At 65.8% G+C, this 17,022-nt stretch carries 11 protein-coding genes; 9 read left to right on the plus strand and 2 right to left on the minus strand.

The window, feature by feature from the left end:
* Positions 1-114 precede the first annotated feature (114 nt).
* From J2X41_RS16465 to J2X41_RS16505, 9 genes are all read left to right on the plus strand, one after another.
* Complete coding sequence (locus J2X41_RS16465; protein WP_310083139.1) at positions 115-453, plus strand: helix-turn-helix transcriptional regulator; 339 nt, start codon at positions 115-117, stop codon at positions 451-453.
* Positions 454-620: 167 nt separating this feature from the next.
* Entirely contained in the window at positions 621-1,361 is a 741-nt protein-coding gene (locus tag J2X41_RS16470) for a DNA -binding domain-containing protein (protein ID WP_310083141.1), read from the plus strand.
* A 123-nt stretch (positions 1,362-1,484) separates the two neighbouring features.
* On the plus strand, positions 1,485-1,772 hold the full coding sequence (locus tag J2X41_RS16475) for a helix-turn-helix domain-containing protein (protein ID WP_310083142.1): 288 nt from the start codon (positions 1,485-1,487) through the stop codon (positions 1,770-1,772).
* Positions 1,765-2,244: a DUF2840 domain-containing protein gene (locus tag J2X41_RS16480; protein ID WP_310083144.1), complete on the plus strand. Its 480-nt coding sequence runs from the start codon at positions 1,765-1,767 to the stop codon at positions 2,242-2,244. Before J2X41_RS16475 ends, J2X41_RS16480 begins: the two co-directional genes overlap by 8 nt.
* Complete coding sequence (locus J2X41_RS16485) at positions 2,241-2,759, plus strand: S26 family signal peptidase (protein ID WP_310083145.1); 519 nt, start codon at positions 2,241-2,243, stop codon at positions 2,757-2,759. The genes J2X41_RS16480 and J2X41_RS16485 overlap by 4 nt, the downstream gene beginning before the upstream one ends.
* Positions 2,756-3,574, plus strand: a complete 819-nt coding sequence (locus J2X41_RS16490) for a lytic transglycosylase domain-containing protein (protein WP_310083147.1) — start codon at positions 2,756-2,758, stop codon at positions 3,572-3,574. Before J2X41_RS16485 ends, J2X41_RS16490 begins: the two co-directional genes overlap by 4 nt.
* Before the next feature lie 436 nt (positions 3,575-4,010).
* Positions 4,011-5,525 carry a DUF3363 domain-containing protein gene (locus J2X41_RS16495; RefSeq protein WP_310083149.1) on the plus strand — a complete coding sequence of 505 codons (1,515 nt, stop codon included), beginning with the start codon at positions 4,011-4,013 and terminating at the stop codon, positions 5,523-5,525.
* A gap of 11 nt (positions 5,526-5,536) precedes the next feature.
* Entirely contained in the window at positions 5,537-7,507 is a 1,971-nt protein-coding gene (locus J2X41_RS16500) for a conjugal transfer protein TraG (protein WP_310083151.1), read from the plus strand.
* Positions 7,504-7,917, plus strand: a complete 414-nt coding sequence (locus J2X41_RS16505; protein ID WP_310083153.1) for a ribbon-helix-helix protein, CopG family — start codon at positions 7,504-7,506, stop codon at positions 7,915-7,917. The genes J2X41_RS16500 and J2X41_RS16505 overlap by 4 nt, the downstream gene beginning before the upstream one ends.
* Positions 7,918-8,061: 144 nt before the next feature.
* Here the strand turns inward: J2X41_RS16505 and J2X41_RS16510 are convergent, their stop codons facing one another.
* Together J2X41_RS16510 and J2X41_RS16515 are read right to left on the minus strand one after the other, a co-directional pair.
* A complete protein-coding gene (locus tag J2X41_RS16510) occupies positions 8,062-9,147 on the minus strand; it encodes a hypothetical protein (protein ID WP_310083155.1) in 1,086 nt (361 codons plus the stop codon).
* Between the two features lie 5 nt (positions 9,148-9,152).
* A complete protein-coding gene (locus J2X41_RS16515) occupies positions 9,153-16,871 on the minus strand; it encodes a CHC2 zinc finger domain-containing protein (protein ID WP_310083156.1) in 7,719 nt (2,572 codons plus the stop codon).
* Positions 16,872-17,022: the final 151 nt, after the last annotated feature.

Raw genomic sequence — 17,022 nt, forward strand, 5'->3', positions numbered from 1 at the left:
CTAATTTAACATTGAAAGGCAAAAGTCGATTTTGAATAACATTTGGCGATATGTGCGTTGCCGCGCCGTTCGCCCACCATCGTCCGTCGGATGTCGACGGGGTGCAGTGGGCGTATGGCCACGTTACAAGAACAGGTCGGCGCGCTTATTCGGCACCACCGTGTCCGCTTGGGCCTGTCGCAGCAGGAAGTGGCCGATCGTATTGGACGGACTAACGTTCAGCTAAGCCGCATCGAGAATGGCAAGTCCGCGCCCGAGTTTGACAGCCTGTCTCTCGTTGCCGACGCGCTTGGAGTTGAGGTCCGCGACCTGTTCGAACTCGGTGATTATGCAGCACGCGATGGGCGGCAGGATCCGTTAGTCGACATCATTGGTTTGCTTTCGCCGCTTAGCGAGGATGAGCTCAGCCGGGTCAAAGAGCTTTTGACTGCGGCATTCAATCTGCGTTCGTGACCTCTGCGGCAGAGCCGGCAACGAACATCAGGTGCGTATGAAACCATCGGAGTTTTGCCCTCCGAACGTTGCCGGGTGTCAGCTCGATCGTATCTGAAACTCATTGTTTGCGGCGTTCGCATTGAAAATGAGATGCGCCGCAAATTTCCCGCTGGCGCCGTTTCGAGATGGCCGCGCCGCTCGCCAACTCGAGCACAGAACGGCCGCCAAGCGATGGCGCTGGCGGCGGCTGGCGCGCACATCTCAAGCTGACGGTGCCGGCATTCTGCTGGGAGTTTCTTCGGCGAAATCCAGCCTACGCCGAGAACTACCGCCACGCCGTGGTCGGTCACCGGCCGCTGGACCGACGCTGGGGCCTAACGATGCCAGCCGATCCGGCGCTTCCGGCCGATGACGCGGGGGTGCTCTGGCGGGCGGACGTCGCGCCGGGGGTAGTGGTCCCATTGGAGCCTGCGTCGTTCGGGAGGCCGCGCAGCCTTCCTCGCGCGGAGGCGGCGGTGCGCACGAGCGATGAAGAGGCGCACATCCGATTGCCGAGTGGTCTTCAGCTTCTCGCGCGCGGTCAGCCGACGCCGGGACCGTGGGTGGTAGTGCTCTCGTATGACGCCGACTTCAGCCTGCGTGTGCGCGCTTGCGAGGCGCTGCGGCGCGCGGAGATCACCGACGCGCCACCGCGATCGCGCCTGAGCCTGGCGCAACGCGAGCGCCTGGCCCGCGCGCTTTATGCGCTCGACGCTTCGCTTCGCCGCGCCAGCTATCGCCAGATCGCGGCGGACATTTTCGGGCTCCCGGACGACGAAATGGACTTCAAGACCTCCTCGGTCCGGGACGTGACCATCCGCCTGGTCCGCCGGGGGCGGGCGCTGATGTCGGGCGGCTACCTCAAGCTTCTGCGCGGCGGGTTCTAGGGGTGGCGAAAATGGCCAAGGGGCGGTCTTCACCATCCCTGGGCCCGCCAATCCGGCGCCAGGCTTTTCCTCGCAGGCCGCTCTTGGGACGGACGTTCCCGGGCGGCGATCGAGGACCAAGTCATGGATCAACCCGATAAGACCGCGCCTGAACGCCTTTTGCTGGCGCCTGAAGCGGCCAAGCACCTTCGTCTTTCCGAGCGGACCCTGGCCAAGCACCGGTGCTATGGCACGGGCCCCGTCTATCGAAAGAACGGTGGCCGGATCGTCTACACACTGGCGGACCTTGAGGCCTGGTCTCGCCGGGGCGAGCGCCGCTCGACCAGCGACGAGGCGGCCGTTGTGACGCCACCGGCCAAGCAGCACGCCGCGACCGCGCCGGCCTATGTGCGGCGGCAAGGCGATGCCTGAGCAACCCGTCACCAGCCTCACGCGCGTCGAACTGCTGTTTTTGAAAGAGCGCATCGAGCGTTGGATCCGCTTTGGTCGGCCGGTCGCCGAGCAAGTGCATGACCGCCGGCGGCGCACGGTCATGTTCGCGCCGGGCGCGGTCTTCGCCTTCATTCGCTGGCGCGCCGAAGACTACGGCACTGTGGACTCCCGCATCGCTGTCCTTAGGGCGGTCGCGCCAGGCGCGCCGTTCACCACCTATCCGGAGGTCGCGCCCGGCGCCGAGGTCCTGCTCGACGTTTCTGGATGGGCGAGGGTTCAGGCCGTTCTTGAGGCGATCGACGGGGTGGAACGGGTTGGTGTGCGACCGGAGTTGGCCGCGCCCGACTATTGGCTTCACGTCGGCGCTCGAGTCGGCGTTGGCTTGCCGGCCAGGCCTTATTCCACTCGCCGCCATCGCGCCTGGCTTCTGCGCAAGGCGATCTTCTCGTGAGCCGGGCCCGCAAAGTTGGCCTGGCTCTTCTCGCGGCGGGCGGATGCTTGCTGATCGGTTTGGCTAGCGGCCACCGCGCGCCCCTGCTGCTCTTCAACACCACCCGGAGCGCGCCGCTTGGCTTCTATTGGCTGACACCTGGTCGGTTCTCCCGGGGCCAGCTCGTGGCGGTCGCCCCGCCCGTCGAATTGGCGCGTTGGATGGCGACGCGCCACTACCTGCCGATCAATGTTCCGCTCTTGAAAGAGATCGTGGCGACCGAGGGTCAGATCGTCTGTGGGCGGGGCGACGGTCTGTCCATTGACGGCGTCGTCGTTGCACACATTCGATCCCATGACCGATGGGGCAGGGCGCTTCCGGCCTTCCGAGGGTGTCGCCGGCTCTCGGCCGGTCAGGTCTTCCTCCTCAACAGGCGCGCGCCCAACAGTCTTGATGGGCGATATTTTGGTCCTCTGCCCATCGAGCGCGTGATCGGCGGGGCCCATCCGCTTTGGACATGGGAGCGCGCGTCGTGAGCGTTCTCCATTTCCTTTCCTTGTTCGGTCGTCTGACCGGTCCTTTCCCCGTCCCGGTCAAGACCGCGTCGGCGGTCGCGCGCAGTCGCCGTCAAGGGCGGCCGAACGGCCGGCGCGTTTCGCGCCTTGCCCTTGACGGCGACGAGCACGGCCGCACGCTCATCGCGACCGAGATGAACAGAGAGACTTCGCGCGCCTCGCGCGCGGCCGGTTTCCTCTTCCTTCCCTTCCTGGCTGTGCTGGTGTGGATGCCGTCGACCGCGGACGCCCAGCTTTCAGAAAACCGAGAGCAGGTCATTGCCTCGGCCGTAGACGAGGCGGCGGCGCGCTTTGGCGTTCCTGAAGCCTGGATTTACGCGGTGATGCAACGCGAGAGCCGCGGCCACATCGGCGCCGTCTCGCCCAAGGGCGCTGTCGGTCTGATGCAGCTGATGCCACTGACCTGGCGCGATTTGACCGCTGAGTTCGGGCTTGGCGATGATCCGTTTGAGCCTCGCGCGAATGTCCTGGCGGGGACCGCCTATATGCGCCGCATGTACGATCGGTTCGGCGCGCCGGGCTTTCTTGCCGCGTACAACGCCGGGCCTGAACGATATGCGCGATCGCTAGCCAACGGGTCGAGCCTGCCGTTGGAAACGCGCGATTACGTCCGCAATCTGGCTCCTATCATTACGAGTTCGAGCCTGGTTGATCCTCGGGAAAGGCCGACCACGGACTGGCGAGCGGCCGCCATCTTCATAGAGCATCCCATAGTCGCGCCAGACCTGGACGAACGGGAAAAGCCTGTCGTTCAGGCTCGGAAGGTGTGGCCGTGACCTCCGGCGTCGTTTGTAGGGTGATGGGTTGTGCGAACGGGGAGGAGTGGGCGCGGGAAGGCGCAGCTCTAGGGCAAGATAAAAGGACAGGGACCTTACGGTCCCATGTCATTGATGGTGTTGAAGAATTTCAGGAACCTGCAGCAACTCGCGGGTTCCTCGGTTCGCCAATTTCCCAGTCTTATCAGCGACTTGACCGGGACCTTTCGACGGATCGGCTTTCGTGAGCCGCGAGAACGAGTTTCGCCTCAAGCTTGGTCGACCGCGCGATCGAGGGGCGGGGACGGCCGCCAAGGCGCGCGGGTTTGTCGGAGAGGTCCTAGGCGCGAGCAAGCGTTCCGGTCTCGGGACGCTTGATCTAGGCGGCAGAGGGAAAGGCGGCCGGTATGGTCGCGGTGGCGGACGCGGCATCGGCGGGCGGTTGGCGTCCCGGCGCGTGATCATCAAGGCTCGGATCATCCAGCACCAGGGCTCGCGCTACCGCGCCGCGCCGATGAAGATGCATCTGAGCTACTTGCGTCGGCAGGGCGCTACGCGAGACGGCGAGCGCGCAGAGATGTTCGATCGCGACGGCGCCGCCGACCACGACGCCTTCGCCAAGCGCTGCGAGCATGATCGTCACCACTTCCGCTTCATGGTCTCGCCTGAGGACGCGGAGCAACTGAAGGACCTGCGCGCCACGACCCAGGCGCTCATGGAGCGGGCCGAGCGAGAATTAGGAACGCGGCTGGATTGGGTCGCGGTCGATCACTGGAACACCGACAATCCGCATGTGCATATCCTCGTTCGTGGCGTAGCCGAGGACGGTCGCGACCTGGTGATCCACCCAGACTTCCTGAAGCATGGGTTCAGGGAGATCGCCGAAGCGCTGGTGTCACTGGAACTGGGGCCTCGTTCGCAGGCTGAGATTGCTGCGTTCTTGGACCGCGAGATGACAGCGGACCGGTGGACGCACCTGGATCGACGCTTGCGAGATCGCGCCGACAACTCAGGCGCCGTCGACCTGCGCCCCGCTGGCGATCATGCTGCTTCAGTCGACGTACGTCTGGTGGGACGGGCGCAATATCTCGAGAGGCTCGGTCTGGCGCAGTCAGACGCATCTGGCCAGTGGCGGTTGGTCGAAGACCTCGAACCCAAGCTGCGAGCGCTCGCCGAGCGGGGCGACATCATCAAGGCCCTTCACAGAGCTCTGCGGGGACAGGATCGAGATCCAAGCGCGCTGGTCATCCAGGGTCAGGCGCTGGAGGCGCCGGTGTTCGGCCGGCTGGTTGATCGTGGCCTTCACGACGAACTGAACGGACAGGCCTACGTCATCGTGGATGGGGTCGATGGCCGGCTGCATCACCTGCGGTTCAGCAGTCTCGGGCAGACCGGCGACACGCCGATCGGCGGCTTGGTCGAAGTTCGTTCGCGCAGCCTGGATGATGGGGCGAGCCGCTTGGAGCTGGTGCACCGCTCCGACCTGAGCCTGGATGCGCAGATCAAGGCGTCGGGCGCGACCTGGCTCGATCGCCAAATGGTCTCACGCGAGCCGCTGGCCTTGTCGCGGGCGGGTTTTGGCCTCGAAGCGCGAGAGGCGCTTGAAAGGCGCCGGGAACAGCTGGAGCGCATGGGCCTCGCCAGCCGCCAAGGAGGCGCGTTGACGCCGGCCCGCAATCTCCTTTCCACCTTGCGTAACCAGGAGCTTTCCCGGGTCGCCGCCAACATCGCAGCCGAGGCCGGTGCGGCGCATATCGAGGTCAAACCTGGCGCAGCGGTCGCTGGCATCTACAGCCGTCGGGTCGACCTGGCCTCGGGGCGGTTCGCGATGATCGAAGACGGTCTCGGCTTTCAGTTGGTGCCGTGGACGCGCTCTCTCGATGCGCATCTGGGCAAGGAGATCAGGGGAGCCATGACGTCCAGTGGCGGCGTGGAATGGTCGTTGGGGACGAAGCGCGGGCTTGGACTCTAGAGGTGCAAGCAATGAACGGTACGAAGATCCTGTGGGGCCAGATCCTGCTGATCGGCTTTCTGGCCCTGGCTGGCGTCTGGGCCGCGACCCAGTGGACGGCTTGGCAATTGGCCTATCAGCCAGGCCTTGGACCGCCTTGGGCTCGACTGGGCGGGTGGCCGATCTACCCGCCGCCGGCGTTTTTCGTGTGGTGGTTCATCTACGACGCATACGCGCCGTCAGTCTTTGCGCGCGGCGCTTTCATCGCCGTCTCGGGCGCGTTGAGCGGCGTCGCGGTCGCCATTCTGATGTCGATCCTGCGCGCGCGCGAAGTCAAGAAGGTGACGACCTACGGTTCGGCGCGCTGGGCCGAGGCGGCCGACCTCAAGGCTGCGGGTCTGCTCGGCGACGACGGTGTGATGCTGGGCAGGGTCGGCGATCACTACCTTCGCCACGACGGGCCCGAGCATGTGTTGTGCTTTGCGCCGACCCGCAGCGGCAAGGGCGTGGGACTGGTCGTCCCCAGCCTGCTCGTCTGGCCCGGCTCGGCGGTCATTCACGACATCAAGGGTGAGAACTGGCAACTGACCGCCGGCGCCCGCGCCAGGTTTGGCCACGTGCTGCGGTTCGACCCGACCGATGCGGAGAGCAGCGCCTACAATCCTCTTCTCGAGGTTCGGCGGGGCCCAACGGAAGTTCGGGACGTGCAGAATATCGCGGACATCCTGGTCGATCCGGAAGGCGCACTTGAACGCCGCAACCACTGGGAAAAGACCTCGCACAGCTTGCTGGTCGGCGTGATCCTCCACGTGCTCTACGCTGAGGCCGACAAGACCTTGGCCGGCGTCGCCAACTTCCTGGCCGATCCCTCTCGCCCGATCGAAACCACGCTGCGCGCGATGATGACGACCCGGCATCTTGGAAGCGCGGTACACCCCGTCGTCGCCAGCGCGGCGCGTGAACTTTTGAACAAGAGCGACAACGAACGAAGCGGCGTGCTTTCCACGGCGATGAGCTTCCTGGGCCTCTACCGGGACCCTGTCGTCGCCGCGGTGACCTCGCGCTGCGACTGGCGCATCGCCGACCTAGTGGACGCCGACAAGCCGGTCAGCCTCTATCTGGTCGTGCCGCCGTCCGACATCAGCCGCACCAAGCCGCTGATCCGTCTGGTGCTCAATCAAATCGGTCGGCGGCTGACCGAGGGTTTGGAGGCGTCTCGAACGCGCCGACCGCTCTTGTTGATGCTCGACGAGTTCCCGGCCTTGGGCAGGCTCGATTTCTTCGAGGCCGCGCTGGCGTTCATGGCCGGATACCGGATCAAGGCTTTCTTGATCGCTCAGAGCCTGAACCAGATCGAACGGGCCTACGGGCCTAATCACTCGATCCTCGACAACTGCCATGTGCGTGTCGCGTTCGCGACCAACGACGAGCGCACGGCGCGCCGGATCAGCGACACCCTTGGCACCGCCACGGAGATGAGGTCGATGGCCAACTATGCGGGCCATCGACTGTCTCCGTGGCTTGGTCACTTGATGGTCTCGCGTCAGGAAACGGCGCGGCCTTTGCTGACACCGGGCGAGGTGATGCAGCTTCCGCCGCACGAAGCCGTCGTCCTGGTCGCCGGCGCGCCGCCGATCCGGGCAACGAAAATCCGCTACTACGCCGATCCGCGCCTGGCTGGCCGGGTGCGGCCGCTCGAGCGCCCTGCGGGCGTTCCGTCTTCGTCGACAGCGCCCGAATGGGAGACGGTGGCGATGACGCCGGCGACCACGGGCGGAGGAGGCAGTGTCGAGGAGGCCGAGGGCGGGCTGAAGCGCGAGCCGGAGCTTGACGGCCCCGACGAGGCGCCATTGGCGCCGTTCGATGACGTGCTGGAATTGGACACAGAGCAGGAGGGCGACGAGGCCCAGCAGGGCACTGAGCTGCAGCGGCGATTTACCGGCGTTGCGCGCCAGGCCGCCATGGACCGCGACGACGGCATCCCGCTTGGAGACGACGCATGAAGATCCCCACCAAGGTCTTCCTGACCAGCGACACGATCCGGGTCCTGGACGAGCGCGCGCGGCGCACCCGGCGACAGAAGTCCGAAATCGTCCGCGCCGCAATCGAGGCTTACTTATCGCCCGATAGCGCAGAGGTCGGGGAGGCGGCGCTGTTTCGCCGGCTGGACCGGATGTCGCGGCAACTCGATCGGCTCGAACGAGACGTGACGATCGCCAATGAGGCGATCGGGCTCTACGTGAAGACTTGGCTGAAGGTGACGCCGGCTATGTCTGGGGTCGAGGACCGGGCGGCTGCGGCCAAGGGCCAGGAGAGGTATGCCGCGTTCATTGACCTGCTGGCCCGGAGGATTTCGGAAGGGAGGTTGCTCCGGGGCGAGGTACTAGAAGATGTTGGCATAGACCGAGGCTGACTCTTCGCTGAAGTTCGAAACGTCCGGTTCTGCCCGATTTTTCACGACAACGGCGAACCTCTGTCTCAAGGGCGGCTTGTCCGCCATCACCTGCGCGCAAGGCACCTCTGGAAACCTCCACGACCTGGTTTGAACATGCATGTCCTATGGCCGCCAGGTCCGAACCCAGACTTCGCCCGCCACGGTCATCGCATCGATGTCGCCGACGGCTGGATTGGGCAGGGGACGGCCGGATGCCTGCAGCTTCTCCACCCGCTCGAACATTGCATCAGCCAAGGTCTGGGCGTCTCTGGGTGACCACCACTCAGCCAGCGCCTGGCCGAGGCTCGGCCATCCGTCGCCCGCCGTTGGCTGGAGGAAGAGCGTGCCGGCAATCCGCACTAGGCTCAGGTCCCCGCTGGCGAAGACATAACGGCGACGTTCGGCCTCGGCGCGCGAGACTCGCAGGACGAAATCGCTCAGATGCGTCATGTCCCAGGCGGCGTTCTTTACGCCGGCGATGGCCTCCTCTCGCGCCTCGGGTGCGCGCAGGCGCTTGAAGAGTCCTCGCTTGGCGGCCTTGGGCCCGAAATACATCGTCGCGAAGGCTGCGGCGGGACCGGCAAAGATGAAGTCATCGTACATCCAGTCGAGCAGGGCGATGGCCCGCTCGAGCGAGGAGCCAGCCTCCTCCAGTTCCAACCGGGCGATCTTCAGGGCGACGATGTAGTTGCGCCGCCAGCGGTGCAGGGGAAGGGCGAGGTCGTGGGTCAAAAGCGGCGCGGGAGCGCCCAGGTCCACCCGGTCCCGCCGTCCAGCTGCCACGGCAATCCAGTCGCGCGCTGCGGCCTTGTTGGCGGCCCGAAACCACGACAGTTCCTCGTGCGCGACCGCGTTTCCAGACTCCGCTCCCAACTCGTGAAAGGCCACGGATGGCTCGAAGTCGAGCCCCATGGCTTGGCTGTAAGCCATCAGGATCAGGGCTGTGCGGCTGGTTTTGTCCTGAAGGTCGGCGTGTCCGTTGCGGGCCACCCGCGCCATCCGCGAGACCAGATTACGGTCTGGCAAAAAGACGGTGTCATAGCCCTGCTGGTCCTTGGCGTAGACGATGGCTTCGAGGGCGAGCAGGCCCGCCGCGGGCGGAATAAACCCTGGGGCCAGCACGCCTCCGTCCATGAGCTCCCTACCGAGCGCCTCGACGTCGCCCCGCGGAAAGTCCGGCTCGAAGCGGACAATGTAACGCGTATCCATTCGACCTAGTCCGCTCGATCTTCTCGCCGAGCTGTCCACCGCCAGGGTGCGTCGCGAAGCGCAGCTGGAAGATCGGAGAGTACAACGGCCTTGCCGCCCTTAGCTGCGGCCGTGGCGTTCAGGTGACGCAAATAACCCTCGAAACCAGACACATCGAGATCGACGATCAGCCAGTCCAGGAGCGAAGGGCACGGCAGGCGTTCAGGGTGTGTCATGTGGTGCAGGGCAAGCATCTTGGCCCGATGGGCCATCCCCTCCGACTCCTTGAACAATCCCCCGAGCGAGACTGCGGCCGCCAACACCTTTTCGCGCCCTTTAGCGTCGAGACCCAAGGTGGATCCCAATGGCGTGGTCGCCTCTATGACGGCCAGCATCTTGATGAGAAAGTCGTCGAAGCCAACCGCGCCCTGACTTGCAGCATCATGAAGAAGCTCAGGATGCTGCAGCGGGTCGAGAAGCTTGGACCCGGCTTGCGTTGGATCGACCCAGAAGACTCTTCGATCCCGGAACGCGGAACCGGACCAGGTTCCGGGAACCGTCGAGCTCGACTGGCGCTCGACAATCGGAATATGAGCCACAAGGCGCATCGGCGCGCCAAGCGCTTGCGAGCGCGGCTTGTCCTCAACCGTGCGGTCCGGCCGGATGTCAGCAATGATCAGCGCATTTTCCCGCCGACCAAGAGCACCGCGGTGTTCGCCATTGCTGAGGATACCCGGGGTCGCGCCGTGATAGGGGTTCGGGACCGCAGGTCCCACGCCCTGAGTCTCCCAACCGCCCTGACCGACGAAGCAGCTGCCTCCAGTGATTCCCGGGCTCGAGCCATTGCAAAAGGCGGTGACCACGCCGCTCGCCAGGTAAGCGCTCTGGGCGAAGTAGTGGTAGTCGGCATCTCTGCTCGTCGCGCAGGTGACGAACAACAGACTACGGCGCGGGCGGTGGCCGGGCGCTCCGCTGAACATCCGCGCCGCCTGCCGCGCGTCCTCGACTATTACCTCCATCCACTGCTCGACGGAGTAGTCGTCCTGGTAGCGCGTCGAACTGGCCGCTAGGTGCTCGGCGAAGCCGCGCCAGTTGAGCGGCCCGTTGAAGACAAAGAGTTCGCTGCAGACCAGTTCGCTGACGAACGACTCGATCCGACGGAGCGAACGACTTTTAGCCATCAACGGCTCAAGCGGGGCCCGGGACGGTTTGAACTCCTCGCCCATGCCGATCGAGGGGTACTTTTTCTGCCGGTGGCGCACGCCCTCGGCCAAGGTCTGGCCGAAAATGGGCGCTTCGTTAGTGATGTGACCCGAGCGGAAGTTGATCGGCTCCCTGGCCTGGGACTCCCGGAAAACCACGCTGAGATGGGTTTCCATCGGCCGCGCCACCGTGACCGAGAAGTTCTCTGCCACGGGTTCATAGCGCCCGTCCGACAGCGCCAGCGCGAAACCGGGCCGCTGGCGGAACGTGCCGGCCCAGACCGAGACGGCGTAGTTTCGATCCCTGCAATGCTGTTCGATCCAGCTTACCGTCTCGGGGTGCGCGGAATATTCCGGCAGCACGAGCGCTTCGACACCCAACCGGGCGCAGCAGCCCAGCACTGCGGTCAAGACCTGGCGTCGACGGTGTTCCTCGAAACTGAGGCGATAGTCGACGACGGCCGCGTCGACGCGGAGATCCGGATCGAGCGTCTTGCCGTCGACCGAGTATTTCGGCTCCGGCTCCAGAAAGTAGCTGTCAACAAAATCGTATTGCAGGATCGCCACGCGACCGTAGCCGGTCGAGGCCAAGCCCGCCGCCTCGCCGCGCAGCGACCAGGACCGCGCCTGGTGTTCGCGCCAGGCCGACAACGCCCCTGAGCCGTCTGGCGACGGCGGGCGGGGCGCTTCTGGTGGCGGTTGGGGTGGAGGCGGAGCCGCATCTGCTGGCCCGTTACCCGGACCAGGTGCGGGCACCGCCTCGTCGGCTAGCGGCGGGTCAGGCTCTGGAGCAGCATCGGGATCGGGTTCAGCAGCCGCCTCCGGCGCCGCTGGAGGCTCTTCAGCCGATGCCTTGGCAAAGGGCTCGTCCTGGTCCGCGGTCCGGGAGCCCCCCTGAAGATCCGTCACCTTGGCGAGGCACTCTGACACCACCTGCAGCAGCAAGACGCTCCTACCGTCGGTCAACATTGAGCAGGGGTGAAAGCGGCGATCGCCCTGCGGCAGGGTCTCGGTGCGATCGATCCGCTCGTTGGCCGCTGCCGTCAGGCTGCAGCGCCACCAGGCAATCTCGTAATGATCGCCCTCCGCCGTGTAGAATTCGGCCTTCTGCTCGCCAGGGATCAGGGAGCGCAGGGGCCGGGGATCCAACACCGCCACCACGCCCGCGGAGGTGCCGACGGCGTCGAGCGCTGTTCGCCCGGCGGCGATCGCAGCCCGCAGGCCGCTTTCATCGAGCGAAGGCGCTAGCTCCCATGGCCACAGCACCGTGTCGGCCGGCTCGGCGCCAGGTGCTATAGCGAGAAGCCGAGCCGCCAGGCTCTTGAGCGGCAGCGCGGCCGAAGGATCCTTGACTGGAAAGAAGGCCGGCCTGAGCGAGGTCTCGCTCTCACCGACCAAGGACTCCATGTCGAAGTCCATCACACCGGACAGCACCGAAAGCACCGTCAACCATCCCGCTGCAGAGACGCGTTCCAGGGCCGCGCGGCCCTGAAGCGCGCGCAGGTTCAACGCTTCGCTAAGCGTGACAAACAGCTCGCGCGCCTGCCACTCGGCCTCAACGCCCCAGAGGTCGTCGTCATCGCTCTGGCCTCGGCGGCCCCCACTCTGCCCATGCCCGAAGCGGGGCTCCACGAGAAGCATCGGACCAAGGCCGCCGAAGGCGGCTAAGTCCGGGCGGACACGGCCCAGCCGTTCCAGGCCCTGGGGGGTCATCCGTGCCAGGATGGCCAGGGTCAAATCGCGCAGGTCGGATCGAAGGGCTGCGATCTCGAAGCCGAGTGCCGTGGCCTCGAGCGCTTGGCGACACCGTTGGTCGTCTGTCCGGTGCGCCCATAGTGTCACGGTGTCCCCAGCACGCGCCAAAGCGCCGGCCGGCCGGGACAACCCGTCGCGAAGCTCGGCGGCCGCGAAGAGGCCGTCGTCATCCCCGGTTCGCAGGCCCCGGGCCCCTACGGTTTCAAGAAAACGCGCCCAGCCGCCCGGCACCTCGATTCCACTCCCTAGCCGCATGCGAGCGCGCATGGCCCGACCTGAGAGCAAAAACTCCAGCGCTAAGGGGCCAACGCCGTCATCGTCGCCGGAGGTCTCCCTTAGCGCTTTCAGAATTCGGTCGAGCGCATGGGGCAGCGTTTCGGTCGCCAAGGCGGCCGTTACCTGGGCGTCCTGGATCCAGCGCCCACGCAGGCGGCTGAAAGCAGTGCGTTTCAGCCGAGCCTGGAGCAGGCGGCGGTCGCCCACCACGCCCACCACGCCCGCGGCGTCCTCATCGTCATCGGTCTCATGCGGGATCGAGAACAGGTCGGAAACGGACTGACCGATCCTCCAGAGCTCGGCGCCGGCGTGCGGCGATCGCTGCAACGCTAAGCCGTCGCCGCGGCGTTCGAAGATCAGCCGCTCGGCCTCATGACGGGGCACGCGCCAGGACAGCGAGAAATAGCCCTCGGGCGGAGTCCCGGCCGGCCGCGCAACAGGACCGATGAGCGAGAAGACATGGATTAGCGGGGCTGTGGTGGTTCCTCGGGGGCCGTGGCGTCGATAGAGACCCTCAAAGACGTCGGCGATCGTTGCAAGATCATCGTCCACGCGACGGCGATGGCTGGCAGGGTCGAGCAGGAAGGCTAGATCCCGAGGGAGGTCGGCGACGTAGTGCGGCAGGCCGCCAACGTGCTCGTCCTCGAGCCAAGCCAGATCGCGGGGCAGCGCCTTGATCTTGTCGTCGAGATTGGTCGTGAACACGGCGTGGATGCGCCGCGTCACCGCGTCGTAGCCGAACAAGCCGGGCTGGTCAGGCAGTGGGGGCACCGGAAGGACGATCGCCCCCGGGACGGCCGCCTGGAAGAGATAGGGCCGTCGGCCGAGTGCCTCGGTTCGGCCTGGCCCTGCCGCCAAGGCCAGCAGGGCCGGGAGAGCTTCGGCGAATGGCGCAGACTCCTCGCCAGCCACGCCAGCCAACGCGCGGAAGGTCGCGGCGATGTGGGCACCCGTGTCGCCAGGCATACCCGGAAGGGCACTCAAGGCGCCCTCCGCGAAGGTTGCAATGGCCCGGGAGAAGCTGGCGATCGGGAGTGTCTCCAGCCGCGCGGCGGGCCTCAACCCCTCTACCTGAGCGCTGGCGGCGATCAGATGGAGCGTCAGATCGACGTCCCCCGCGACGTCCGCGCAAGATGACTCCAAGGCGTCGGGACAGAAGGATCTGAGCCAGCCGAGCTGGACCATTGCCGCGCCAGGCGACTTCGGTCCGTCGGCGCGGTCGCGGGCCGCGATGGTGATCGATCGGCCGCCGGTCTCGGAGCGGATCATCCTCGCGGCGCGCTCCTCGAGTGTCGCGCGCTGAATCTGCAGCTGCGCGCTCAATTGCTCCGCTACGGCCGCCCGGTCGGGCGGCGGCACCAGAAGCTCCTCGAGCACGGCCAAGAGGCGGCGCTCGAGCATCCAGCTAAGAATTCTGTCCTTGGCCAGCCCTATGGACCTGCGCACCTCCAGCGAGAAGGTCGGGTTGCTCTCGGGGGCGCCGGTGATCAGACGCTCAAGCCCCGCCAGAACGGCCGTATACTGACGCGCGGCGGCCAGGGCGCCGGCAACAGCGCGATCTTCGGCGCGAAGTCGTCCGAGAGCCGCAGGCGCCACGGTGCGCAACGGCGCTATCAGGGCCTCGAATTGGCGCAGAAACTTGGCCAGCTCGTCGCGCTCGTCATCGGCCATGGCGGCGTCGGGGGCGTCTAGGGCGGCCCGAAGCAGGACGCGTCGGGCGATGTGGGCCATGTCCGGAGGGCGCAAGGCGTCGGCCTTGGCCACCTTGGCGATGAGCGCCTCGAACTCCTCACGCGGAGTTTGCTCAGGATCGTCGAGCGCGCTCCAATGCAGCACGCTTAAGGCGGTACGGCGGTCGAGGGAAGGGATGTCAGCCCAGCTAGTCCGAAGGTCCGTTGCCGGTGCCGGTTGATCATCGACATCGCCATAGGCGACAAAGCCCGCGCCCCGGCGCTCGACAACCCAATCTCGAGCGTCTTCGGCGGTCATCGGGGCGAGATGCTCCGACTTCTCGTTGAGTTCGAGACCCAGGGCTTCGAGCTTGGCTTCAATCGCGCTACGCAGAACCCGTAGATCATCGGGCGAGCGCGCAGCGATGACGATATCGTCGACATATCGCGCGTAGAGCCCGCCACAGGCGCGCGAGCCGTCTTCGGCCGCAGCCTGCGCGTCGAGATCGCGGACCCGGGCGTCCAGCGCCGCATCAAGATCGAAGAGCACGATGTTGGCCAGGTACGAGCTTAGCACCGGACCCTGAGGCAATCCCTTGGCGCCGCCGCCGGCGCGATAGGTCGTCTCGCCGGTCGCGGGGTCGACATAGGCATAGCCGCGAGCGTCGCCGCCAAAGCTGTGATCAAGCAGCCAGCGGATCAGGAGGGCGCGCCGGTCTTGATCCGGATTGCCCAGCTGCGCCGCGATGCCCAACGTCTTCAGCGTCTCGTCGTTGGGCAAGGCCCGGTCGAGTACTCGCGCCACCGCGTGACGCGGCACATGGTCGTAGAACGACTTGATGTCCAGGCGTGCGACATAGATCAGCTCGCATCGCATACGCTCGATGCGCCCGCCCACGTGACGAATGAAACTGTTCCAGCAATCGATGAACGGGCGGAACATGTCTCGGCGCCGGGTCCGGTCGGGACGCTCCTCGAGGGCCCTCATATCGACTTGGTAGGCGAAGCTGACTGCTGAGCTGGGCGCCGCTTCGCCCGTGACGACCAGGCTGGGCTGATCTGCCCAGTACCGTACCGCCGGGATTTGCTCGGCCACCTCTCGGTTCTCTGGCCGAATCCGAAGGAGTTCACTCAGTACATACTGCTGCTGGATTGCCTCCTCGGGACAGGGCCCGCACTTGAGGCGAGGCGCTCCAGAATCCTTGGCCTCAAAATGTGCCAGATAAGGTCGCCGAGGGGCGGCGGCTTCTAGCAAGCGGGCCGACAGGACCGGCAGGAAAGCCGTCGCGGCTTCGTCGATCCGGTCCCAGCTCGCCACGTCGACGGGATATTCGCGAGTATCGGCGGATTCCCGCGCAAGCACCAAGGCATGCAGTAGGTTGGCGTTGGCGCTGCGCGTCGCTGCCTCGAATGGTTCGGGCAAGGCGCGCGCGGCGTCGCTCTCGCCTCGGCGGGTCAGGTCCTCAGCCAGACGCGCATAGGCCCGCGCGAGAACCGCCGACTCCGACCCCGCGCCCAGCGTGCTGCGATGCGGCTCGGCCTTACGCCAGACCTTTGGCCAGTCGAGCTTCTGCAGGCGTCGCGCGAGGCGGTTCTGCAGCATGATCGAGCCCGCTGCGTCGAGGTTGGTGATCACCTCGGGCGCCTTGGCATAGTCGATCCCGAGGCTGATCGCCGCGAGGGCGTCGAGCGCTGGCGAGAGATGCGCGCGCACGAAGGTGACCGCGTCCTCCGGCGTCATTGTCTTCAGCAGAACATCGGGGTCGGCCTTCTCCTCTTCGGGCCGATCGACCGTCACGGCGTCGACGAGGAACTCCGCCTCACTAGCGCGGCGCAACAGGCGGGGCAGCGCATCGGCAAGCCCAGTTCGTCCGCCCTTGTCGGCGTCGAGAAAGAGGTGAAGCCGGAGCACTCGCCCTTTCTCCAGTGCGTGTTCGGCCAACTCGACGATCTGGTCGGCCTGCACATCGCTCAAAGCAGCGCCGAGGATGGCCACCGCCGGGAGCTTGAGCGCTTCTAGCCGGAGCGCGTCGAACACGCCCTCAACTAGGAACAAATCGAACCTGTCCTTGGCGCCATCCAGGGCTGCGGCGGACTTGCCGGCATCGATCTGCCGGCGCACCTGGTCACTTCGGTATAGGACGTCGGACTTTCGGAAATTTGCCGTGAAGCGATATTTCGGCCCGGCGCCGCCGAGCGTCCGGGACATGACGCCAGTAACCTTGCCTCGCAGGTTGGCCAGGGGGATGAACAGCGCCTCGCCCTGCACAAAAGGCGAGAGCTGTGATGACCGCAGGCCGGCGGGGAGATCATCGCCGGCAGGATGGGCTAGCCCAGCTTCGACGGCGTCCTCGGCCGCCGAACGATCGGCGCTGATGCTACGGAGGAACGAATCCATTGAGCCGGCGGTGATACCCGCCGCCTTCAGAAACGCCGGAGTAAATCCCCGACCTTGCGAGAAGACGACCAGGCTTTGCCCGTCGTCGCGTTCCCGCAGGAAGGTAAGAGCGCGTTGGCGGATATCGCCACCTGCCGCACGGCGCGCTCCTGGCGCTGGGCCAAGACCAAGGCGATAGATCGAATCTAGCCAGGCTAGAGCTTCGGCGAAGTCGATCGAGCGCTTCTGCTTGACCAGCTCCACGGTGTCGCCATGCGCGTGACAAGCAAAGCAGTGATAGTGCGGATCGTCGTCTTGGTAGAGATGGAGCGAGGGCGCGGAATCGTCATGGAAAGGGCAGATCGCCACGCGGGGCGAACGGCGGCCCGGCGCAACTTGCATGCCCAACTTCTGCGCGACGTCAGCGATGTCGAGCCGGGCAACCTCTACTTTCCAATCCGGCATCGCCGACCTGTCTTGTACTTCGCCCCGATACGGTGCCCGAAATCGTTGGAGCCCTTCGTACTATCGAACACTGCCAAGCGCTACGGCACAGGTGGTGCGTGCAGCGCAAAGCCGGCACAATCAACAATTGGTGATACCGAACCGCGTGCCT

The sequence above is a fragment of the Caulobacter sp. BE254 genome (genome assembly GCF_031457295.1).
In the GTDB taxonomy this organism is placed as follows: domain Bacteria; phylum Pseudomonadota; class Alphaproteobacteria; order Caulobacterales; family Caulobacteraceae; genus Caulobacter.

Bases quoted from the DNA above. Each gene is read 5' to 3' on its own strand.
- J2X41_RS16480 (WP_310083144.1), top strand. From the start codon at position 1,765: ATGCCTGAGCAACCCGTCACCAGCCTCACGCGCGTCGAACTGCTGTTT.
- J2X41_RS16505 (WP_310083153.1), top strand. From the start codon at position 7,504: ATGAAGATCCCCACCAAGGTCTTCCTGACCAGCGACACGATCCGGGTC.
- J2X41_RS16475 (WP_310083142.1), top strand. From the start codon at position 1,485: ATGGATCAACCCGATAAGACCGCGCCTGAACGCCTTTTGCTGGCGCCT.
- J2X41_RS16470 (WP_310083141.1), top strand. From the start codon at position 621: ATGGCCGCGCCGCTCGCCAACTCGAGCACAGAACGGCCGCCAAGCGAT.
- J2X41_RS16510 (WP_310083155.1), bottom strand. From the start codon at position 9,147: ATGGATACGCGTTACATTGTCCGCTTCGAGCCGGACTTTCCGCGGGGC.
- J2X41_RS16500 (WP_310083151.1), top strand. From the start codon at position 5,537: ATGAACGGTACGAAGATCCTGTGGGGCCAGATCCTGCTGATCGGCTTT.
- J2X41_RS16515 (WP_310083156.1), bottom strand. From the start codon at position 16,871: ATGCCGGATTGGAAAGTAGAGGTTGCCCGGCTCGACATCGCTGACGTC.
- J2X41_RS16465 (WP_310083139.1), top strand. From the start codon at position 115: ATGGCCACGTTACAAGAACAGGTCGGCGCGCTTATTCGGCACCACCGT.